Genomic DNA, 19,850 nt, shown 5'->3' with positions numbered 1-19,850 from the left:
CCGTATTGCCGATTTAATATTGAGCATTGCGTAAAAAAAATCACTGGATACAGTATGGTACCGTTAACGTTTCTTCGAAAAAAAGCCACGCGCAGCGTGCCGCTTCTGCTGGCAGCCCTGATCTTTGCAGGCTGTGGCACCCAGGCACCTGACCAGAGCACGGCCCATCTGCAGGGATCCGCTCAGGCTGATTCTGGCTTTTATCTGCAACAAATGTCGCAAAGCTCAAATGATACCAGGATCAACTGGCAATTACTCGCCATTCGTGCACTGCTGAAAGAGGGCAAAACCCAGCAGGCCGCCGAACTGTTCAACCAGCTTCCGCACGAGCTTAACGATGCCCAGCGTCTTGAGCAGAGCCTGCTCTCTGCCGAGCTGAAAGTCGCGCTGAAAGATTATGCCGCCGCGAAAAAGATCCTTGGCGACATCGACGTGAGCGCGCTGGATAAAAATCAGCAGGCCCGTTTCTGGCAGGCGGGTATCACCGCTGAGCAGGGACGTCCTTCCCTGACGCTGCTGCGGGCGCTGATCGCCCAGGAGCCGCTGCTCGGCGGTGCGGACAAGCAGAAAAATATCGATGCCACCTGGCAGGCGCTCGCCTCAATGACCCAGGAACAGGCGCAGGCGCTGGTCATCAATGCTGATGAAAACGTGTTGCAGGGGTGGCTGGATCTGCAACAGATGTGGTTTAACAACCGCAGCGATCCAAACATGCTGAAAGCCGGTATTACCGACTGGCAAACGCGCTACCCACAAAACCCGGGCGCGAAAATGCTGCCGACACAGCTGGTGAACGTGCAGAACTTTAAGCCTGCCTCCACCAGCAAAATCGCCCTGCTTCTGCCGTTAAACGGCCAGGCGGCGGTATTTGGCCGCACCATTCAACAAGGTTTTGAAGCGGCGAAGAACGGTACCACGCCAGTGACCGGCAGTGCAGTTCCGGCGCAGGCAGCTCAGGCGGCAAACGTGAACGACGTTGTCAGCCCTTCCGCCGCGGAAACCAGCGACCTGACCACAGCACAAACGCCGCCGCAGGGGACGATGCAGAACCCGGTGACGGCACCGACTACACTTGCGGCCTCAGCACCCGCGCCTGCGACTCCGGTAGAGACACAATCCGCACCGGCGACGGAGCCTGCGACAGAGGAGCAACCTCAACCGCAGACCACTGAGCCCGCAGCACAACCTGCCGCTCAGCCTGCCGCCCAGCCACAGGCCGTAGCTACCACCAGCGCTAACCCGGCCGCTGAGCTGAAAATCTACGACACCAGTTCTCAGCCGCTCGATCAGGTTCTGGCGCAGGTGCAACAGGATGGCGCCAGCATCGTTGTGGGTCCGCTGCTGAAAAACAACGTCGAAGAGTTGATGAAGAGCAACACTGCGCTGAACGTGCTGGCGCTCAACCAGCCTGAACAGGTTCAGAACCGCGCCAATATCTGCTATTTCGCCCTCTCTCCGGAAGATGAAGCCCGCGATGCGGCGCGTCATATTCACGAGCAAGGGAAACAGTCTCCGCTGCTGCTGATCCCTCGCAGTACGCTGGGCGATCGCGTCGCCAACGCCTTTGCCGAAGAGTGGCAGAAGCTGGGCGGCGGCATCGTGCTGCAGCAGAAATTCGGTTCCGTCTCTGAACTGCGCGCGGGCGTTAACGGCGGCGCGGGTATTGCGCTTAACGGCAGTCCGGTGAGTGCAAGCCTGCCACAGCAGCAGAGCGTGACGATTGGCGGTCTGACCATCCCTGCCCCACCTACCGACGCGCAGATTAGCGGTGGCGGTAAAGTGGATGCGGCCTATATTGTCGCTACGCCACAAGAGATTGCCTTCATCAAGCCGATGATCGCCATGCGTAACGGCAGCCAGAGCGGCGCCACGCTCTACGCCAGCTCTCGCAGCGCACAAGGCACCGCAGGCCCGGATTTCCGCCTGGAGATGGACGGCCTGCAATACAGCGAAATTCCGATGCTGGCGGGCAGCAATCCGGCCCTGATGCAGCAGGCGCTGAGCGCAGTCCGTAACGACTACTCACTGGCGCGTCTGTACGCGATGGGCGTCGATGCCTGGACGCTGGCGAACCACTTTACCCAAATGCGTCAGGTGCCGGGCTTTGAGCTAAACGGCAATACCGGCGATCTGACGGCCACTCAGGATTGCGTGATTAACAGGAAGTTATCATGGCTCAAATACCAGCAGGGACAAATCGTCCCGGCCAGTTAAGCCGTAAAGAGACCGGCGACGCCTGGGAATTAAAAGCGCGTCGCTGGCTTGAGGGCAAAGGACTGCGCTTTATCGCCGCTAACGTTCGCGGACGTGGCGGCGAAATCGATCTGATCATGAAAGAGGGTCAGGTCATTGTGTTTGTGGAAGTACGCTACCGACAGTCTTCCCGTTTTGGCGGTGCTGCCGCCAGCGTGACGCCCGCCAAACAACATAAATTATTACAGACTGCCCACTTGTGGCTTGCCCGCCATAATGGGAGTTTTGATACTGTGGATTGCCGGTTCGATGTGTTAGCCTTCACCGGAAACGAGATCGAATGGCTGAAAAACGCTTTTGGCGAAGACGCATAATTAAGATTTAAAAGGGATAACGTGCTCGAAAGAATTAAAGTGTGCTTCACAGAAAGCATTCAGACTCAGATTGCCGCGGCAGAAGCCCTCCCTGACGCAATCTCTCGCGCCGCCATGACGCTGGTGCAGTCCCTGCTCAATGGCAACAAAATCCTCTGTTGTGGCAATGGCACGTCCGCTGCCAACGCACAGCATTTTGCTGCCAGTATGATCAATCGTTTTGAAACAGAACGCCCCAGTTTACCTGCCATTGCACTTAATACCGATAATGTGGTCTTAACAGCGATTGCTAACGATCGTCTGCATGACGAGATTTACGCTAAGCAGGTGCGTGCCTTGGGCCATGCGGGCGATGTGCTGCTGGCCATCTCCACGCGCGGCAATAGCCGTGACATTGTCAAAGCCGTCGAAGCCGCCGTTACCCGCGATATGACTATCGTTGCCTTAACCGGCTATGACGGGGGCGAGCTGGCGGGCCTGCTGGGGCCGCAGGATGTGGAAATCCGCATTCCGTCTCACCGTAGCGCACGCATTCAGGAGATGCATATGCTCACGGTGAACTGCTTATGTGATTTGATCGATAACACGCTTTTCCCTCACCAGGATGATTAAGGAGTTCTCATGAAGGCTTTATCGACCCTCGCAGTCCTTATGTCTGCATTACTGCTGCAGGGATGTATCGCTGCGGCTGTCGTGGGTACCGCTGCCGTCGGCACCAAAGCAGCGACCGATCCGCGCACCGTTGGCACCCAGGTAGATGACGGCACGCTGGAGCTGCGCGTTAACAGTGCGCTGTCGAAAGACGAACAAATCAAGAAAGAAGCGCGGATCAACGTGACGGCTTACCAGGGCAAAGTGCTGCTGACAGGCCAGGCGCCAAATAGCGAACTCTCCAGCCGCGCGAAACAGATCGCGATGGGTGTAGAGGGCACTGCGGAAGTCTTCAACGAAGTCCGTCAGGGGCAGCCAATCAGCCTTGGTACCGCCTCCAATGATACGTGGATCACCACCAAAGTCCGTTCCCAGCTGCTGGGTTCAGACCAGGTGAAATCATCCAACGTGAAAGTGACGACCGAAAACGGCGAAGTGTTCCTGCTGGGTCTGGTTACCGACCGTGAAGGGAAAGCGGCGGCCGATATCGCCAGCCGGGTGAGCGGCGTGAAACACGTCACCACCGCATTTACCTACATTAAGTAATTCCCACCTGACTGTAAGCCCGGTGAGCGCTCGCGCCACCGGGCTTTTTTCACAGAAGCGCAATACCCCCCACAATCACCCCACTCAACGCCACCAGCCCTGCGGTGAGCCACAGCGCTTTCGCCGGGAATGACTTACGCAGCATGATAAGCGACGGCAGGCTGATGGCAGGCAAGGTAATGAGCAATGCCAGTGCCGGTGCGGTGCCCATGCCGGCCAACATCATGGTCTGCACAATCGGAATTTCAGCCGCCGTTGGGATCACAAACAGACAACCGGCAATGGCCATCGCAATGACCCACATCAGGGTATTGTCAATGGCGCCGTCGGCATGCGGGAATAGCCATACACGTGCGGCCCCGAGCACCAGCACCGCCAGGATATACACAGGAATGGTGCTCCAGAAAAGCTGCCACAATGCATTACCCCAGCGCGCAAAGAAGCTTCCCTGTGGCTCGCTGACATCAAGCTCAATGGCGGCCGGTTCAACGGCGTTATCTTTCACCCATTTCTGCACCAGCGTTGCCACCACCAGCACCGTCAGCAGACCGGCCACCAGGCGGATAAAGGCGAAATGCCAACCCAGCACAAAGCCCATAAACACCAGCGTTGCCGGGTTTAACAGCGGGTTGCCCATCCAGAACGCCAGCGCACCGCCCATAGAGACTCGCTGACGGCGCATACCGGCGGCGACAGGCGCGGCACAGCACGAACACATCATGCCCGGCAGGGAGAAAATGGTCCCCAGCAGGGTGCCCTGAAAACGTGGCTGCCCCAGGGTTTTCACCAGCCAGTGACGCGGGATAAGCACCTGAATCAACGAGCCCAGAATGACGCCTAATACGGCGGCTTTCCAGACGGCAAGGAAATAGACCATGGCATAATCCCACGCCGCGCGAAGCGGGCTGGAATCAGCGTGAGCGAGAATAGATTTACCGATGCTGTGCGTTTCGGCGGCAGTGAAGGCTTTACCGTAGTACGGCTGCCATTTCACATACCAGAGGCCGATAATGACCACGAGAAAGAAGAGCGCGGGCTTCCACCATTGGACAGGTGTTGCCGCCTGAGATGAAGACTGACCAGTCATAGCATTCCCCGGAGAGTGTTATTTAATTAGCCGGGGGAGTTTACGCCTCGCCCTGCGCGATTTCACGCAGTTTCGCCGAAGGGATGATATTCACTCCCTCCTGCGATGGTGACAGCCCCTCTTTTAGCATCGCACGCGCCACATCGCGCGCCTCGATGGATTTCCAGTTACCGGGGAGAATGCGGAACAACGGGGCAAACATCGACTCGTTAAAACGACGCTCGTCGCGATGCCCCAGCAGCATGGAGGGACGGACTATTGTCAACCGCTCCCACTTCTGGGCAATCAGGGCCTCTTCCATCTCGCCCTTCACCTTGCTGTAAAAGAACGGCGAACGGGCGCTGGCGCCCAGCGAGCTGACCACCACAAAATGGGTGGCACCCAGCTTTTTCGCCGTTAGCGCCGTATCGACCACCAGCGTATAGTCAGCATGAACAAACGCCTCTTTACTGCCCGCCTCACGCCGCGTTGTCCCGAGGCAGCAAAAGGCGATATCGATGGGATCCTGCACCTGCGCCAGTGCGTCGGTCAGCTGTGGATCGTGAGGATTAAAGACGCCAGAAATGTCCGCCAGCGGTCGACGTGTCGGGGCCGCAATGTAGTTCACCCTGCGATCCTGGATCAGCAGCCGCAGCAGATGATCGCCCACCAGCCCGGTTGCCCCCGTAATCAGTACCTGACTCATTTCATCCCCTTTACAGAATAGTCCGTTTGCGAACTCAGCATGGTCAACCACACTTAGAAGTCTGTTACCGGTAAGTATTTACCACAAACGGGAAAAAAACAGTCTGAAGCGAAAACAACGGAGGAAGCATGGGTAAAAAAATCGCAGTCCTGATTACCGACGAGTTTGAAGATTCAGAATTCACCTCACCTGCTGAGGCGTTCCGCAAGGCGGGACATGAGGTCATCACCATTGAGAAAGAGGCGGGAAAAACGGTGAAAGGCCATAAGGGCGAGGCCAGCGTGACCATCGATGAGACCATCGATAACGTCAGCCCGTCTGATTTTGATGCCCTGCTGTTACCCGGCGGTCATTCACCGGATTCCCTGCGCGGCGACGAACGCTTCGTAACGTTCACCCGCGATTTTGTCTCCACCGGAAAACCGGTCTTTGCTATCTGCCACGGTCCGCAACTGCTTATCAGCGCGGATGTGGTGCGCGGGCGTAAACTCACTGCCGTGAAACCGATCGTTGTCGATCTGAAAAACGCGGGGGCCGAGTTTTACGATCAGGAGGTGGTCAACGACAAAGACCAGCTGATCACCAGCCGAACCCCGGACGATCTGCCGGCGTTCAACCGCGAAGCGCTACGCCTGCTCGGCGCGTAGCCAGTGCAGCTTTTTGCCAAAGCCCAGCGTGTTGTCGGTAAATTTCAGCTCATCAAGGCGGATTTCCCACACCGGGGCTTTTAAGGCGGCGGCTACCGGAAAGCGGCGCGTGTAGTGCTTACGGCGCGCGTCGCTCTCTTCACCGTCCAGACGACGGATCTCCCCTTTAAACTGCACCCCACGGATCAGTGCCACCGTTTTAGGCTGACCGTTAACTGTCCCTGCCACCTTCGCCTGCTGACCGGTCATCTGCGCATGGCGCGTTTTATCTTCGCTCATCACATAAAACGCAACGCGCTCAGGGTCATAATAGTAAAACGCATTCGCGCACCACATTTCACCGTCGTCATACACGCACCAGGTGACAACATGCTGTTTCGCCAGCCAGCGGTTAATGACAGCCAGAGTTTCCATTTTCGTTCTCTCTCATGCTATGGTGCGTTCACCTTAACATACTGAATCTGTTTACCGTGTGCTGGTTTCTCTATCTTGTCCGTACCGCCGATAACGCTCTCTACACCGGGATCACGACCGATGTGGCGCGGCGTTTTCTTCAGCATCAAACGGGAAAAGGGGCAAAAGCGCTGCGGGGGAAAGGAGAATTGACGCTCGCCTTTTCTGCCCCCGTGGGTGACAGATCGCTGGCGTTAAGAGTGGAATACCGCATTAAGCAGTTGACGAAGCGCCAGAAAGAGCGCCTCGTCACCGGAGACGGATCGTTTGAGGCGCTGTGTGAAAGCCTGATTAGAAGCGATTAAAATGGTCGTGATACTCCACGAGGCCATTTACGCCGTTGAGCGCGTCATCCGCCAGACGGTGCACCTGGAAGGCAGTTTCGGTGCCCGGCCAGCGACAGCGGAGATCGTACTGCGCCGCCGACTCGAAGCCCAGGCGACCATAGAAAGCAGGATCGCCCAGCGTCACCACCGCGGCGTAGCCAAACTCATTGAGCGAGTCCAGCCCTTCATACACCAGCTGACGTGCCAGCCCTTGTCCACGATAGTGTTCATCTACCGCCAGCGGCGCCATTCCTACCCACTGTAATTCTTCACCCTGAACGGTTACCGGGCTGAAGGCAACGTAGCCCACCACCTGACCTTCGTCATCGGTGGCAACCAGCCCCAGCGTGATCAGGCCGTCTTCGCGGAGATCGTGGACCAGTTGGGCTTCTGCGTCGCTCGCAAAAGAGCGGCGTAACAACGCATCGATACCCGGTGCATCAATCCCAATTTCGACTCGAATCAGCATGGCTCACCTACTGAAGTGTGTTTACTGTCAGGCGGGGTTTTCAGCCCGGCCTCAACGAAATCTGCCATTTGCATTAACATCACGCGCAGCGCTTTTGGCATCTGCTCCAGCTCAATGGCATCCATTAAATTTTTGACGTACAGACCCAGTTCCGTATCGCCTTCAATGACCAGACGGCGCTGGAAAAAGAGGGTATCCGGATCCTGCTTACGCGCGGCGATCATCAGCAGATCGCAGGCGTCGGCGCTAAAGCTCACATCCGCGTCGGCGGACTGGCGCACAATCAGCTGGTCATTCTCGACGGAGGTAAACCAGCGCAGACCGATATCACGCACTTCAATGCTTAACCAGCGGCCTTCCAGAAACGTCAGTTCGCCTTCCTGCAGCGCCTGGCGGAACTGCCAGCTCAGGAGCTGCTCCAGCACCTGACGTTTAAGCGCGAACGGCGCCAGTTTTACCGGCACGCTCAGCATTGATGGACCAAATTGTACGAGACGTGAACGCAGTTTATCCAGCACGAGCTTTACTCCCTGATAGCGATAGTCCGGGTATTTTGCCATATCCGGAGGAGAACATAGCGGCGTAAATCAACAAACCGTCGTCCGGTGTACCTCATTATTGGTGCCATCAATACGCCATTAGCTGCCTTAAATCAAAAATTGTCGCGTATGGGTTAATTAAAATCCCAGCTCGTTAACATTTTTGCTCTCGACGACATCAGGATAAATTATGGAGCTGCTCTGCCCTGCCGGAAACCTTCCGGCGCTTAAGGCGGCCATCGAAAATGGGGCCGATGCGGTCTATATCGGGCTGAAAGATGATACTAACGCCCGCCATTTTGCTGGCCTCAACTTTACGGAGAAAAAGCTTCAGGAAGCCGTTAACTTCGTACATCAGCACCGCCGCAAATTGCATATTGCCATCAATACCTTTGCCCATCCTGATGGCTATGCCCGCTGGCAGCGCGCGGTAGATATGGCAGCACAGCTGGGTGCCGATGCGCTGATTCTGGCCGACCTCGCCATGCTAGAGTATGCGGCAGAACGCTATCCTCATATTGAGCGCCATGTCTCTGTTCAGGCCTCTGCCACCAACGAAGAGGCGATACGTTTTTATCATCAACACTTTGACGTGGCCCGGGTGGTTTTACCGCGCGTGCTCTCTATTCATCAGGTTAAGCAACTCGCACGCGTCACGCCAGTGCCGCTGGAAGTTTTTGCCTTTGGTAGCCTGTGCATCATGGCTGAAGGCCGCTGCTATCTCTCCTCGTATTTAACCGGTGAATCCCCTAATACCGTTGGCGCCTGCTCGCCTGCCCGCTTTGTTCGCTGGCAGCAAACGCCACAGGGGCTGGAATCTCGCCTGAATGAGGTACTGATTGACCGCTATCAGGACGGTGAAAACGCTGGCTACCCGACGCTGTGCAAAGGCCGCTATCTGGTTGACGGCGAGCGTTATCACGCGCTGGAAGAACCCACCAGCCTCAACACGCTGGAACTGCTGCCGGAACTGCTGGCCGCTAATATTGCCTCGGTGAAGATTGAAGGTCGCCAGCGCAGCCCGGCCTACGTCAGTCAGGTGGCGAAAGTCTGGCGTCAGGCCATTGACCGCTGCATGGCAGATCCGCAGAACTACGCCCCGCAATCGGCCTGGATGGAGACGCTCGGCGCAATGTCTGAAGGCACCCAAACCACGCTTGGCGCGTATCACCGTAAATGGCAGTGAGATAACCATGAAATATTCATTAGGACCGGTGCTCTACTACTGGCCAAAAGAGACGCTGGAAGATTTTTATCAACAGGCCGCGACGAGCAGCGCCGATGTGATTTACCTTGGCGAAGCGGTATGCAGCAAGCGCCGTGCCACCAAAGCAGGCGACTGGCTGGAGATGGCGAAAAGCCTGGCCGGGAGCGGCAAACAGGTGGTGCTCTCTACGCTGGCGCTGGTACAGGCCTCATCTGAACTGGGTGAGTTGAAGCGCTACGTGGAGAACGGCGAGTTTCTGCTGGAGGCCAGCGATCTGGGCGTGGTGAACATGTGCGCCGAACGCAAGCTGCCGTTTGTCGCGGGCCATGCATTGAACTGCTATAACGCCGTGACCCTGCGCCTGCTGCTGAAACAGGGGATGACGCGCTGGTGCATGCCGGTAGAGCTGTCGCGTGACTGGCTGGTAAACCTCCTGAACCAGTGTGACGAGCTGGGTATTCGCAACCAGTTTGAAGTGGAAGTGTTGAGCTATGGTCATCTGCCGCTGGCGTACTCTGCCCGCTGCTTCACTGCCCGCTCTGAAGATCGCCCGAAAGACGAGTGCGAAACCTGCTGCATCAAGTACCCGAACGGACGCAGCATGCTGTCGCAGGAGAATCAGCAGGTGTTTGTCCTGAACGGCATTCAGACCATGAGTGGTTATGTGTATAACCTTGGTAACGAGCTGGCGTCGATGGACGGACTGGTGGACATGGTGCGTCTGTCCCCGCTGGACACCAGCGTGTTTGCCATGCTGGATGCTTTTCGCGCCAATGAAAACGGCGCATCGCCGCTGCCGCTGACGGCAAACAGTGACTGTAACGGCTACTGGAAGCGGCTGGCCGGACTGGAGCTGCAGGCCTGAAAAAGGCTCACTTTGTTAACAACGGTTATCATTATTTAATGCAGTATTAAAGATTGACCGTCGACAAAGTGAGCTGTTATGACTGACAAAACCCTTCCGTTTTCGGTGCTGGATCTGGCGCCGATCCCACAAGGCTCCTCGGCAAGAGAAGCCTTTTCGCACTCTCTCGATCTGGCTCAACTGGCCGAAAAGCGTGGCTATCACCGTTACTGGCTGGCGGAGCATCACAACATGGTCGGCATCGCCAGCGCAGCAACGTCTGTGCTGATTGGCTACCTGGCCGCGAACACCACCACCCTGCACCTGGGATCCGGTGGCGTGATGCTGCCAAACCATGCTCCTCTGGTGATCGCCGAGCAGTTTGGTACGCTGAATACCCTCTACCCGGGCCGTATTGATTTAGGCCTTGGCCGTGCGCCGGGCAGCGACCAGCCCACCATGCGCGCCCTGCGTCGCCATATGAGCGGTGACATCGACAATTTTCCGCGTGATGTGGCTGAACTGGTGGACTGGTTCGATGCGCGTGACCCGAACCCGCACGTGCGCCCGGTGCCGGGCTATGGCGAGAAGATCCCGGTATGGCTGTTAGGCTCAAGTCTTTATAGCGCGCAGCTTGCTGCACAGCTGGGGCTGCCCTTCGCGTTCGCCTCCCACTTCGCACCGGATATGCTGCATCAGGCGCTGCATCTCTACCGCACGAACTTCAAACCTTCTGAAAGGCTGGAGAAACCGTACGCGATGGTGTGTATCAATATCATTGCCGCCGACAGCAATCGTGATGCGGAATTCCTGTTTACCTCCATGCAGCAGGCGTTTGTGAAGCTGCGTCGCGGTGAGACCGGCCAGCTTCCACCGCCGGTGGAGAATATGCATCAGCTGTGGTCAGCTTCCGAGCAGTATGGTGTTCAACAGGCGCTGAGCATGTCGCTGGTGGGAGATAAAGCGAAGGTGCGTCACGGGCTTGAGGCGGTGCTGCGCGAAACGCAGGCTGATGAGATTATGGTTAACGGCCAGATTTTCGATCATCAGGCGCGTTTGCACTCGTTTGAGCTGGCGATGCAGGTGAAAGAGGAGTTAGTGGGGTAGTTTTTTTGCCCGGTGGCGCTTCGCTTACCGGGCCTACGGGATCGCGTAGGCCGGATAAGGCGTAGCCGCCATCCGGCACAAAAACTTACTGATATACCGGCAACAGATTAAAGCTCGACAGCACGTGAACCAGCGCGTTACCAACACCAAACACCAGAATCAGTGCAATCATCGGTTTACCGCCCCAGACGCGGAATTTCGGGCTACCGAAGCGCTGACGGGATTTACGCGCCAGCAGCGCTGGCACAATTGCCGCCCAGATGGTAGCCGCCAGACCGGCATAACCAATGGCGTACAGGAAGCCGTTCGGCCACAGCAGGCCGCCCACCATCGGTGGCAGGAAGGTCAGCAGTGCGGTTTTGAAGCGCCCCATCGCGGAGTCATCAAAGCCAAACAGGTCCGCCAGATAGTCAAACAGGCCGAGCGTCACGCCGAGGAAAGAGCTCGCAACCGCAAAGTTGGAGAATACCACCAGCAGCAGATCCAGACTGCGGCTGTTCAGTACACCGCTCAGCGCCTGCACCAGCACATCTATATTCCCGCCCTTCTGCGCAATGCCGATAAACTCAGGACGCGGGATGTTGCCCATCGTCCCCAGCAGCCAAATCACATACAGCCCCAGCGCCAGCAGCGTACCGTAGACCAGGCACTTGACGATTGTCCGCGGGTCTTTGCCGTAGTACTTCATCAGGCTCGGTACGTTGCCGTGGTAGCCAAACGACGCCAGACAGAACGGCAGGGTCATCAGCAGATACGGCGTATACGACGTATTGGTTTCAGCCACGTTAAACAGTGTTGACGGGGTAACGTGCCCCAGCAGGCTACCGAAGGTCAGAAAGAAAGTGATGACCTTTGCGCCCAGTACGATGGCCGTCATCCGGCTCACCGCTTTGGTACTCATCCAGACGATAAACGCGACACCCAGCGCAAAGCACAACCCGGCCAGACGCGCCGGTACGTGCAGCGACATCTCCGAAAAGGTGTGATGCAGAATCGAGCCGCTTGCCGAGATGTACGCGTAGGTCAGGATGTAGAGCACAAACGCGATGGAAAGGCCGTTCACCAGGTTCCAGCCTTTACCCAGCAGATCTTTCGTGATGGTGTCGAAGCTGGAGCCAATGCGGTAGTTCAGGTTGGCTTCAAGGATCATCAGCCCTGAATGGAGCATACAGAACCAGGTGAAGACCAGCGCAGCCAGCGACCAGAAGAACCACGCACCGGACATGACCACTGGCAGGGAGAACATCCCGGCACCAATAATGGTTCCGCCGATGATCACCACGCCGCCAAGCAGCGAAGGTGACGTTTGGGTGGTGGTTAGTGTCGCCATACAGCCATATCTCCAGTCAAAAATGTGGTTTGCATTTTAATGCGCTGCACTGTACCAGTACAAGAGTACAAAAGGAATAAAAAAAGCCCCGATAGTCTTTATCGGGGCTGTATATATTACTTTACGTCAGAAACGAAAGGCTTACGCGTCACCGAAACGACGACGGCTGGTGCCTTCTTCACGACGTGGGCCACGGCTATCACGGCGTTCACCGGAGAAACGACGACCTGCACCACCGCGACCTTCGCTGCGACCGCCTTCACGACGCTCGCCACCGAAACCGCGACCACCGCCACGACGTTCGCCGCCACGGTCAGGACGTGGCTGTGCATCGCCCAGCAGCTGCATGTTCATCGGCTTGTTCAGGATGCGGGTGCGAGTAAAGTGCTGCAGTACTTCGCCCGGCATGCCTTTTGGCAGCTCGATGGTGGAGTGAGATGCGAACAGCTTGATGTTACCGATGTAACGGCTGCTGATGTCGCCTTCGTTCGCGATCGCGCCAACGATATGACGAACTTCAACACCATCATCACGGCCCACTTCAATGCGGTACAGTTCCATTTCGCCAGCGTCACGACGTTCACGACGTGGGCGGTCTTCACCACCACGCTCTGAACGGTCACCACGTGGGCCACGATCGTTACGGTCACCACGGCGTTCGAAGCGATCGTCACGATCGCGGAACTCACGACGAGGACGCATCGGTGCATCTGGTGGCACGATCAGGGTACGTTCGCCCTGTGCCATCTTCAGCAGTGCTGCAGCCAGCGTTTCGATATCCAGCTCTTCGCCTTCAGCGGTCGGCTGAATCTGCGCCAGCAGCGCACGGTACTGATCCAGATCGCTGCTTTCCAGCTGCTGCTGGACTTTCGCGGCGAATTTTTCCAGACGGCGTTTGCCCAGCAGTTCTGCGTTTGGCAGCTCCGCTTCCGGAATGGTCAGCTTCATGGTGCGTTCAATGTTACGCAGCAGACGACGCTCGCGGTTCTCAACGAACAGCAGGGCACGACCCGCACGACCTGCACGACCGGTACGGCCGATACGGTGAACGTAAGACTCAGAGTCCATTGGGATGTCGTAGTTTACAACCAGGCTGATACGCTCAACGTCCAGACCACGTGCTGCCACGTCGGTTGCAATCAGGATATCCAGACGACCGTCTTTCAGACGCTCCAGCGTCTGCTCACGCAGAGCCTGGTTCATGTCGCCATTCAGCGCTGCGCTGTTGTAGCCGTTACGCTCCAGGGCTTCAGCCACTTCCAGGGTCGCGTTTTTGGTACGAACGAAGATAATCGCTGCATCAAAATCTTCCGCTTCCAGGAAACGCACCAGCGCTTCGTTTTTGCGCATGCCGTACACAGACCAGTAGCTCTGGCTGATGTCCGGGCGAGTGGTAACGCTGGACTGAATGCGCACTTCCTGCGGCTCTTTCATGAAGCGGCGGGTAATGCGACGGATTGCTTCTGGCATGGTGGCAGAGAACAGAGCGGTCTGGTGACCTTCCGGGATCTGCGCCATGATGGTTTCTACGTCTTCGATGAAGCCCATACGCAGCATTTCGTCGGCTTCATCCAGTACCAGACCGCTCAGTTTAGAGAGATCCAGTGTACCGCGCTTCAGGTGATCCAGCAGACGGCCCGGCGTACCGACAACAATCTGTGGGCCCTGGCGCAGGGCGCGTAACTGCACGTCATAACGCTGGCCGCCGTACAGGGCTACCACGTTTACGCCGCGCATGTGTTTAGAGAATTCCGTCATCGCTTCCGCAACCTGAACCGCCAGTTCACGGGTTGGAGCCAGGACGAGGATCTGCGGAGCACGCAGGTCCGGATCAATGTTGTTCAGCAGCGGCAGCGAGAATGCTGCGGTTTTGCCGCTACCAGTCTGGGCCATGCCCAGCACGTCACGACCAGAGAGCAGATGTGGGATACATTCTGCCTGGATCGGAGATGGTTTTTCGTAACCGAGATCGTTAAGAGCTTCAAGGATAGGAGCCTTCAGGCCCAGATCTGCAAAAGTGGTTTCGAATTCAGCCATGTAGTACGAGTGCCTCAATGTCAATGGCGGCCAGTCTACTTAGCTCATCGTGAAAATGATCTGCAATTTTCATTGAAAAGTGTGAACCGGCTCAAATTAGGTGTATTGACGAACAACAACGCCCTCACCAGTGAAGGTGATGGCAATCAAAAAGATTACGGGCTGATGTTTATGTCGTCAGCTATTGCTGGTCCGATTCTGCCAGGTCATCTTGCTCCTGGCCCAAGAGCGATAATTCCAACAATGCATAACGGTGCTCAACGAAGTTGTGTACGTTGTTAGCAACCGCTAATTTGAACAGTGCCGTAGCGCTGTCCTTATCCCCCAGACTTAGGTAGTACTTACCTAAATAGAAGTTGGTTTCACTGAGATGCTCAGCGAGCGAGGTGTTATCCGTTGCGTCCGCCTTGAGGCGTTCCATCAGCGTTGCTTCGCTAATGTTGCCCAGGTAGAACTCGACAATGTTCCATCCCCACTGTTCCTTGTCCGATTTGTCGAAGCGCTGTTTCAGTGCCTCTTTTGCCTGCTTCTCATCGAGCTTCTGCTCAACGATGTAAAGCCACAGGCTACGGAAAGGATCATTAGGATCGTCTTGATAAAACGCCAGCAGATCATCTTGCGCTAACTTATCACGACCGCCGTAATACAATGCGATACCGCGATTCAAGTGCGCGTAGTTGTAAGTTGGATCAAGCTCAAGTACAGAATCAAACGCTTCATAGGCAGCATCAAAATTGCCTGCCTGCGTTAAATAAATGCCTAAGTAATTGAATACTTCAGGCATATCAGGTCGGATAGCCAGCGCTTGTGAGAAATCATTTCGCGCTAATGCCCTCAGACCGAGACTATCATACAACACTCCGCGCTCATATAAAAGCTGTGCGCGTTCGTCATCGGTTAAAGCCCGACTGGCAAGAATTTGTTCCATGCGTGCCAGAATCACTTCCTGCTGCAAAGTCGGTTGCAATGGCACTGCGAGGACTTCGCTCTTACGCCAGGCAGAGTTGCTGCATCCTGCCAGCGTTAAAGCTGTCGCAACGAAACACCAGCGCAAAAAAGGCTTCATTTCCCACTCCCGAAGACAACTATTGGATGAACGTCCTGTCCCCCGGCGGCTTAACAAGGCGTCCTGCCTGATAATGGCCCTCCGCGACGCGGAGGGCAAATGGCAACCTTACTCGCCTTGCTGTTCTGCTGCCGGTGCTTCTGGCGCAGCAGCTGGCTGAGACTGCTCGGTTGCTTCTTTAATGCTCAGACGGATACGGCCCTGGCGGTCAACTTCCAGAACTTTAACCGGTACTTCCTGACCCATCTGCAGGTAATCGGTCACTTTCTCAACGCGCTTGTCAGCGATTTGAGAGATGTGTACCAGACCTTCTTTACCGCCACCGATGGCAACGAACGCGCCAAAGTCAACGATACGGGTCACTTTACCATTGTAGATACGGCCCACTTCGATTTCTGCAGTGATTTCTTCGATGCGACGAATCGCGAATTTCGCTTTTTCGCCGTCGGTCGCTGCGATCTTCACCGTACCGTCATCTTCGATTTCAATGGTGGTGCCGGTCTCTTCGGTCAGCGCACGGATCACGGAACCGCCCTTACCGATAACATCTTTGATCTTGTCTGGATTGATCTTGATGGTGTGAATACGCGGAGCGAATTCGGAGATATCACCGCGTGGCGCGTTGATAGCCTGTTCCATCACGCCCAGGATGTGCAGACGCGCACCTTTTGCCTGGTTCAGAGCAACCTGCATGATCTCTTTGGTGATACCTTCAATTTTGATATCCATCTGCAGTGCAGAGATACCGTCGCGGGAACCCGCTACTTTGAAGTCCATATCGCCCAGGTGGTCTTCGTCGCCCAGAATGTCAGACAGAACAACAAAGTTGTCGCCCTCTTTCACCAGACCCATTGCGATACCCGCAACGGCGGCTTTGATTGGCACGCCTGCATCCATCAGCGCCAGAGAGGCACCACACACGGAAGCCATGGAAGAAGAACCGTTGGATTCGGTGATTTCAGAAACCACACGAACGGTGTACGGGAATTTGTCTGCGTCTGGCATCACTGCCAGCACGCCGCGCTTCGCCAGACGACCGTGACCAATTTCACGACGCTTAGGCGAACCCACCATACCGGTTTCCCCTACGGAGTACGGAGGGAAGTTATAGTGGAACAGGAAGCTGTCAGTGCGCTCACCCATCAGCTCGTCGATGATCTGTGCGTCACGTGCAGTACCCAGGGTCGCGGTAACCAGCGCCTGCGTTTCGCCACGGGTGAACAGCGCAGAACCGTGAGTACGTGGCAGTACGCCAGTACGCACGTCCAGACCACGGATCATGTCTTTTTCACGGCCATCGATACGCGGCTCGCCAGCCAGTACGCGGCTACGAACAACGTTTTTCTCGATTGCGTGCAGAATTTCGCTCAGCTCGTTAGCGTCCAGCGTTTCGTCTTCAGCAACCAGCGTGGCGATGGTTTCGTCTTTGATCACGTCAACCTGAGCATAACGCTCCTGCTTGTCGGTGATACGGTACGCATCGCTCAGACGCGCTTCAGCCAGTGCAGCAACGCGTGCGTTCAGCGCGTCGTTAGCGGCTTCAGGCTGCCAGTCCCAACGTGGTTTACCGGCTTCTTTCACCAGCTCGTTGATGTTCTGGATAACAACCTGCTGTTGGTCGTGGCCGAAGACCACAGCGCCCAGCATCTGGTCTTCGCTCAGCAGCTCTGCTTCAGACTCAACCATCAGAACGGCGGCTTCCGTACCGGCAACAACCAGGTCCAGCTTACTTTCTTTCAGCTCTTCCTGAGTCGGGTTCAGCACGTACTGGTCGTTAATGTAACCAACGCGCGCGGCACCGATAGGACCATTGAATGGAATACCGGACAGAGACAGCGCAGCGGAGGCACCGATCATCGCAACGATATCCGGGTTAACCTGTGGGTTAACGGAAACCACGGTTGCGATAACCTGCACTTCGTTTACGAAGCCTTCCGGGAACAGCGGACGAACCGGGCGGTCAATCAGACGCGCGATCAGGGTTTCGCCTTCGCTTGGGCGGCCTTCACGACGGAAGAAGCCACCCGGGATTTTACCGGCAGCGTAAGTACGCTCCTGGTAGTTAACGGTCAGTGGGAAGAAGTCCTGACCTGGTTTAGCTTTTTTCTGGCCAACAACGGTCACGAATACCGCGGTGTCATCCATGCTTACCATAACGGCAGCAGTAGCCTGACGTGCCATCATGCCGGTTTCCAGCGTGACGGTATGCTGACCATACTGGAATTTACGAACGATCGGATTCAGCAAAATTCTGTCCTTTCTTAAATGTTTGACAGCACACCACCGGTGTGCTGACGATTTAACCCGACCTTCTTCGCATCCTCGCGACTAATGACAACCAACACCCCCATGGGTGAAGCCTCTCATTAGCCGCGCGAACCTCTGCAAGGAAGATCATTTATAGCAACAATACAATAGTTTCCAGTGAATTGCTGCGGTCCGGTTGAAAAAAGGGGCCATCAGGCCCCCTTTTCTGAAACTCGCAAGACTTAGCGACGCAGACCCAGACGCTCGATCAGCGCGGAGTAACGTGCAACATCTTTACGTTTCAGGTAGTCGAGCAGTTTACGACGCTGAGAAACCATACGCAGCAGACCACGACGGCTGTGGTGATCTTTTTTGTGCTCTGCAAAGTGACCCTGCAGGTGGTTAATCTGTGCAGTCAGCAGTGCAACCTGAACTTCGGTAGAACCGCTGTCGTTAGTACCACGACCAAACTCAGAAACGATTTTAGCTTTAGCTTCAACGCTTAGAGACATTTTCAAACTCCAAAGTATAAAGAATGTAAGGATGCCGATCTCTAATTCAGCAATCCCCGTATACGCCCCGCAAAATTGTTAAACAATTTGCCGGACGTTAAGCCGCGATATTCTACTCGCCTCACCGGTTTACCGCAAGGTGAGCTGATATCGCCGTCAGCCTTCGACCGGGTATTCCACCACCAGACGGCGGGGCGCAACGCGTCCTTCACCGTCCATTTCACCCATGCCGATAAACTTACTGTCATCCCCTTCGGTCACGCGTACCAGGCCTTCCAGCGGTGCATTCGTGGTCCGAACCGGGTTTCCGTTCTTAAAGTAAACGGACGATGTTAAAGGAAGATTAACAACCGGGAAGTCGGCCGCCGGGCTGTCCATCGGCATCAGCAGCGGGTCAAGCAAATCTGCCGCGGCAACACCCTGCGCTTGCGCCTGTTCAACCAGCGCGTGCAGATACTCAAGGGTCACCATCCGCTCAACCGGATATTTACTGACTGCCAGGCGACGCAGGTAGATAACATGCGCACCGCAGCCCAGCTTCTCGCCCAGGTCATCGATAATGGTGCGAATATAGGTGCCTTTCGAACAGTGCACTTCCAGCTCCAGTTCGTCACCCTCGTGGCGAATAAAGAGCAGTTCATACACGGTGATCGGGCGGGCTTCACGCGGCACTTCAATACCCTGGCGCGCATATTCGTAGAGCTTTTTACCCTGATATTTCAGTGCAGAATACATCGACGGCACCTGCAGCGTATCGCCACGGAAGCTCTCCAGCGCCGCATCCAGTTGCTCTGCGCTAAACGTCACAGGACGCTCTGCCACCACCTGACCATCGGCATCGGAGGTGTCCGTGCGCTGGCCCAGCCTGGCGATAACGCGATAACGCTTATCGGAATCCAGCAGGTACTGAGAAAACTTTGTTGCCTCCCCCAGGCAGATGGGCAGCATGCCCGTCGCCAGGGGGTCCAGCGCGCCTGTATGGCCCGCACGGTTGGCATTATAAATACGCTTCACTTTTTGCAGCACGTCGTTGCTGGATGCGCCCTGGGGTTTATCCAGCAGCAGCACACCATGCACGTCGCGGCCACGACGACGAGGACGACTCATCAGTCCTCCTTGCTGTCGTCCGCCGGGTTAACACGACGTTCGTCGTCATGTTTCACCACGCTGGTCACCAGGTTGGACATACGCATACCTTCGACCAGGGAGTTGTCGTAGAAGAAGGTCAGCTCAGGCACGATACGCAGGCGCATCGCTTTGCCGAGCAGAGAGCGGATGAAACCAGAGGCTTCCTGCAGCGCTTTAATGCCATTTTTCACTGCTGCTTCGTCCTGATCGTTCAGGAACGTCACGAACACTTTGGCATACGCGAGGTCACGGGACATCTCCACGCCGGACACGGTGGTCATCATGCCCACACGCGGATCTTTAATTTCGCGTTGCAGAATGAGCGCGATCTCTTTCTGCATTTCCTGCGCTACGCGCTGCGGGCGACCAAATTCTTTCGCCATAATAAATTCTCCAGACAAA

Annotated in this window: 22 protein-coding genes; 9 read left to right on the top strand and 13 right to left on the bottom strand. The window is 56.1% G+C overall.

Features of this window, described 5'->3' with window-relative positions; translation table 11 throughout:
• Window positions 1-54: 54 nt before the first annotated feature.
• The 4 genes from ACOTZF_RS14895 to dolP are packed head-to-tail and all read left to right on the top strand — an operon-like array spanning window position 55 to window position 3,764.
• Window positions 55-2,214 (top strand): penicillin-binding protein activator, encoded by a 2,160-nt coding sequence (locus tag ACOTZF_RS14895; protein ID WP_129317722.1) that lies wholly within the window; start codon window positions 55-57, stop codon window positions 2,212-2,214.
• Entirely contained in the window at window positions 2,172-2,567 is a 396-nt protein-coding gene (locus ACOTZF_RS14890) for a YraN family protein (protein ID WP_013098898.1), read from the top strand. Before ACOTZF_RS14895 ends, ACOTZF_RS14890 begins: the two co-directional genes overlap by 43 nt.
• A gap of 21 nt (window positions 2,568-2,588) precedes the next feature.
• Window positions 2,589-3,179 carry a DnaA initiator-associating protein DiaA gene (gene diaA, locus ACOTZF_RS14885; RefSeq protein WP_003861754.1) on the top strand — a complete coding sequence of 197 codons (591 nt, stop codon included), beginning with the start codon at window positions 2,589-2,591 and terminating at the stop codon, window positions 3,177-3,179.
• 9 nt (window positions 3,180-3,188) lie between these two features.
• Entirely contained in the window at window positions 3,189-3,764 is a 576-nt protein-coding gene (dolP, locus tag ACOTZF_RS14880) for a division/outer membrane stress-associated lipid-binding lipoprotein (RefSeq protein ID WP_013098899.1), read from the top strand.
• Between the two features lie 49 nt (window positions 3,765-3,813).
• Here the strand turns inward: dolP and ACOTZF_RS14875 are convergent, their stop codons facing one another.
• Window positions 3,814-4,851, bottom strand: a complete 1,038-nt coding sequence (locus tag ACOTZF_RS14875) for a permease (protein ID WP_038983602.1) — start codon at window positions 4,849-4,851, stop codon at window positions 3,814-3,816.
• A gap of 40 nt (window positions 4,852-4,891) precedes the next feature.
• Window positions 4,892-5,536 (bottom strand): NAD(P)H-binding protein, encoded by a 645-nt coding sequence (locus ACOTZF_RS14870; protein WP_013098901.1) that lies wholly within the window; start codon window positions 5,534-5,536, stop codon window positions 4,892-4,894.
• A gap of 128 nt (window positions 5,537-5,664) precedes the next feature.
• Between ACOTZF_RS14870 and ACOTZF_RS14865 the strand changes: the two genes are divergently transcribed.
• The gene (locus ACOTZF_RS14865; RefSeq protein ID WP_013098902.1) at window positions 5,665-6,183 is read left to right on the top strand and encodes a type 1 glutamine amidotransferase domain-containing protein; all 519 of its coding nucleotides are present in this window, start codon (window positions 5,665-5,667) and stop codon (window positions 6,181-6,183) included.
• On the opposite strand, the gene ACOTZF_RS14860 is transcribed toward ACOTZF_RS14865, so the two are convergent.
• Window positions 6,163-6,597 (bottom strand): YhbP family protein, encoded by a 435-nt coding sequence (locus ACOTZF_RS14860; RefSeq protein WP_129253341.1) that lies wholly within the window; start codon window positions 6,595-6,597, stop codon window positions 6,163-6,165. The two genes, ACOTZF_RS14865 and ACOTZF_RS14860, sit on opposite strands and share 21 nt — an antisense overlap.
• Before the next feature lie 14 nt (window positions 6,598-6,611).
• Between ACOTZF_RS14860 and ACOTZF_RS14855 the strand changes: the two genes are divergently transcribed.
• On the top strand, window positions 6,612-6,941 hold the full coding sequence (locus tag ACOTZF_RS14855; protein ID WP_020687335.1) for a GIY-YIG nuclease family protein: 330 nt from the start codon (window positions 6,612-6,614) through the stop codon (window positions 6,939-6,941).
• Here the strand turns inward: ACOTZF_RS14855 and ACOTZF_RS14850 are convergent.
• Complete coding sequence (locus tag ACOTZF_RS14850) at window positions 6,928-7,431, bottom strand: GNAT family N-acetyltransferase (protein ID WP_129253343.1); 504 nt, start codon at window positions 7,429-7,431, stop codon at window positions 6,928-6,930. The genes ACOTZF_RS14855 and ACOTZF_RS14850 overlap by 14 nt on opposite strands.
• Complete coding sequence (ubiT, locus tag ACOTZF_RS14845; RefSeq protein ID WP_045293762.1) at window positions 7,425-7,949, bottom strand: ubiquinone anaerobic biosynthesis accessory factor UbiT; 525 nt, start codon at window positions 7,947-7,949, stop codon at window positions 7,425-7,427. Before ubiT ends, ACOTZF_RS14850 begins: the two co-directional genes overlap by 7 nt.
• Before the next feature lie 211 nt (window positions 7,950-8,160).
• On the opposite strand from ubiT, the gene ubiU reads away from it, so the two are divergent.
• The 3 genes from ubiU (at window position 8,161) to ACOTZF_RS14830 (ending at window position 11,128) form a co-directional block, all read left to right on the top strand.
• Complete coding sequence (ubiU, locus tag ACOTZF_RS14840) at window positions 8,161-9,156, top strand: ubiquinone anaerobic biosynthesis protein UbiU (protein WP_062728996.1); 996 nt, start codon at window positions 8,161-8,163, stop codon at window positions 9,154-9,156.
• A gap of 7 nt (window positions 9,157-9,163) precedes the next feature.
• On the top strand, window positions 9,164-10,042 hold the full coding sequence (locus tag ACOTZF_RS14835; protein WP_038983605.1) for a U32 family peptidase: 879 nt from the start codon (window positions 9,164-9,166) through the stop codon (window positions 10,040-10,042).
• 78 nt (window positions 10,043-10,120) lie between these two features.
• The gene (locus ACOTZF_RS14830) at window positions 10,121-11,128 is read left to right on the top strand and encodes a luciferase-like monooxygenase (RefSeq protein ID WP_023621081.1); all 1,008 of its coding nucleotides are present in this window, start codon (window positions 10,121-10,123) and stop codon (window positions 11,126-11,128) included.
• 85 nt (window positions 11,129-11,213) lie between these two features.
• Here ACOTZF_RS14830 and mtr read toward each other — a convergent pair whose 3' ends face one another.
• From mtr to rbfA, 8 genes are all read right to left on the bottom strand, one after another.
• Window positions 11,214-12,458 carry a tryptophan permease gene (mtr, locus tag ACOTZF_RS14825; RefSeq protein WP_013098910.1) on the bottom strand — a complete coding sequence of 415 codons (1,245 nt, stop codon included), beginning with the start codon at window positions 12,456-12,458 and terminating at the stop codon, window positions 11,214-11,216.
• 141 nt (window positions 12,459-12,599) lie between these two features.
• Window positions 12,600-14,495: a DEAD/DEAH family ATP-dependent RNA helicase gene (locus ACOTZF_RS14820; protein ID WP_129317723.1), complete on the bottom strand. Its 1,896-nt coding sequence runs from the start codon at window positions 14,493-14,495 to the stop codon at window positions 12,600-12,602.
• A complete protein-coding gene (gene yrbN, locus ACOTZF_RS14815) occupies window positions 14,488-14,568 on the bottom strand; it encodes a protein YrbN (RefSeq protein WP_097533792.1) in 81 nt (26 codons plus the stop codon). Before yrbN ends, ACOTZF_RS14820 begins: the two co-directional genes overlap by 8 nt.
• A 108-nt stretch (window positions 14,569-14,676) precedes the next feature.
• Complete coding sequence (nlpI, locus tag ACOTZF_RS14810; protein ID WP_013098912.1) at window positions 14,677-15,561, bottom strand: lipoprotein NlpI; 885 nt, start codon at window positions 15,559-15,561, stop codon at window positions 14,677-14,679.
• A gap of 108 nt (window positions 15,562-15,669) precedes the next feature.
• Window positions 15,670-17,808, bottom strand: a complete 2,139-nt coding sequence (gene pnp / locus ACOTZF_RS14805) for a polyribonucleotide nucleotidyltransferase (protein ID WP_013098913.1) — start codon at window positions 17,806-17,808, stop codon at window positions 15,670-15,672.
• Window positions 17,809-18,050: 242 nt separating this feature from the next.
• On the bottom strand, window positions 18,051-18,320 hold the full coding sequence (gene rpsO / locus ACOTZF_RS14800; RefSeq protein WP_013098914.1) for a 30S ribosomal protein S15: 270 nt from the start codon (window positions 18,318-18,320) through the stop codon (window positions 18,051-18,053).
• Between the two features lie 156 nt (window positions 18,321-18,476).
• A complete protein-coding gene (gene truB / locus ACOTZF_RS14795) occupies window positions 18,477-19,427 on the bottom strand; it encodes a tRNA pseudouridine(55) synthase TruB (RefSeq protein ID WP_129253345.1) in 951 nt (316 codons plus the stop codon).
• Window positions 19,427-19,831 carry a 30S ribosome-binding factor RbfA gene (gene rbfA / locus ACOTZF_RS14790; RefSeq protein ID WP_003024988.1) on the bottom strand — a complete coding sequence of 135 codons (405 nt, stop codon included), beginning with the start codon at window positions 19,829-19,831 and terminating at the stop codon, window positions 19,427-19,429. Before rbfA ends, truB begins: the two co-directional genes overlap by 1 nt.
• Between the last annotated feature and the right edge of the window lie 19 nt (window positions 19,832-19,850).

The organism is Enterobacter cloacae complex sp. SHL021, assembly GCF_049237765.1.
GTDB classification, from domain to species: Bacteria; Pseudomonadota; Gammaproteobacteria; order Enterobacterales; family Enterobacteriaceae; genus Enterobacter; species Enterobacter cloacae.
This window is presented reverse-complemented; position numbering and strand designations above follow the sequence as displayed.

Bases quoted from the DNA above. Each gene is read 5' to 3' on its own strand.
- ACOTZF_RS14865 (WP_013098902.1), top strand. From the start codon at position 5,665: ATGGGTAAAAAAATCGCAGTCCTGATTACCGACGAGTTTGAAGATTCA.
- ACOTZF_RS14895 (WP_129317722.1), top strand. From the start codon at position 55: ATGGTACCGTTAACGTTTCTTCGAAAAAAAGCCACGCGCAGCGTGCCG.
- ACOTZF_RS14860 (WP_129253341.1), bottom strand. From the start codon at position 6,597: ATGGAAACTCTGGCTGTCATTAACCGCTGGCTGGCGAAACAGCATGTT.
- mtr (WP_013098910.1), bottom strand. From the start codon at position 12,458: ATGGCGACACTAACCACCACCCAAACGTCACCTTCGCTGCTTGGCGGC.
- ACOTZF_RS14875 (WP_038983602.1), bottom strand. From the start codon at position 4,851: ATGACTGGTCAGTCTTCATCTCAGGCGGCAACACCTGTCCAATGGTGG.
- ACOTZF_RS14835 (WP_038983605.1), top strand. From the start codon at position 9,164: ATGAAATATTCATTAGGACCGGTGCTCTACTACTGGCCAAAAGAGACG.
- ACOTZF_RS14855 (WP_020687335.1), top strand. From the start codon at position 6,612: ATGCTATGGTGCGTTCACCTTAACATACTGAATCTGTTTACCGTGTGC.
- nlpI (WP_013098912.1), bottom strand. From the start codon at position 15,561: ATGAAGCCTTTTTTGCGCTGGTGTTTCGTTGCGACAGCTTTAACGCTG.
- ACOTZF_RS14830 (WP_023621081.1), top strand. From the start codon at position 10,121: ATGACTGACAAAACCCTTCCGTTTTCGGTGCTGGATCTGGCGCCGATC.
- truB (WP_129253345.1), bottom strand. From the start codon at position 19,427: ATGAGTCGTCCTCGTCGTCGTGGCCGCGACGTGCATGGTGTGCTGCTG.
- rpsO (WP_013098914.1), bottom strand. From the start codon at position 18,320: ATGTCTCTAAGCGTTGAAGCTAAAGCTAAAATCGTTTCTGAGTTTGGT.
- ACOTZF_RS14820 (WP_129317723.1), bottom strand. From the start codon at position 14,495: ATGGCTGAATTCGAAACCACTTTTGCAGATCTGGGCCTGAAGGCTCCT.
- rbfA (WP_003024988.1), bottom strand. From the start codon at position 19,831: ATGGCGAAAGAATTTGGTCGCCCGCAGCGCGTAGCGCAGGAAATGCAG.
- dolP (WP_013098899.1), top strand. From the start codon at position 3,189: ATGAAGGCTTTATCGACCCTCGCAGTCCTTATGTCTGCATTACTGCTG.
- yrbN (WP_097533792.1), bottom strand. From the start codon at position 14,568: ATGAAAATTGCAGATCATTTTCACGATGAGCTAAGTAGACTGGCCGCC.
- ACOTZF_RS14850 (WP_129253343.1), bottom strand. From the start codon at position 7,431: ATGCTGATTCGAGTCGAAATTGGGATTGATGCACCGGGTATCGATGCG.
- ACOTZF_RS14870 (WP_013098901.1), bottom strand. From the start codon at position 5,536: ATGAGTCAGGTACTGATTACGGGGGCAACCGGGCTGGTGGGCGATCAT.
- ACOTZF_RS14890 (WP_013098898.1), top strand. From the start codon at position 2,172: ATGGCTCAAATACCAGCAGGGACAAATCGTCCCGGCCAGTTAAGCCGT.
- ubiU (WP_062728996.1), top strand. From the start codon at position 8,161: ATGGAGCTGCTCTGCCCTGCCGGAAACCTTCCGGCGCTTAAGGCGGCC.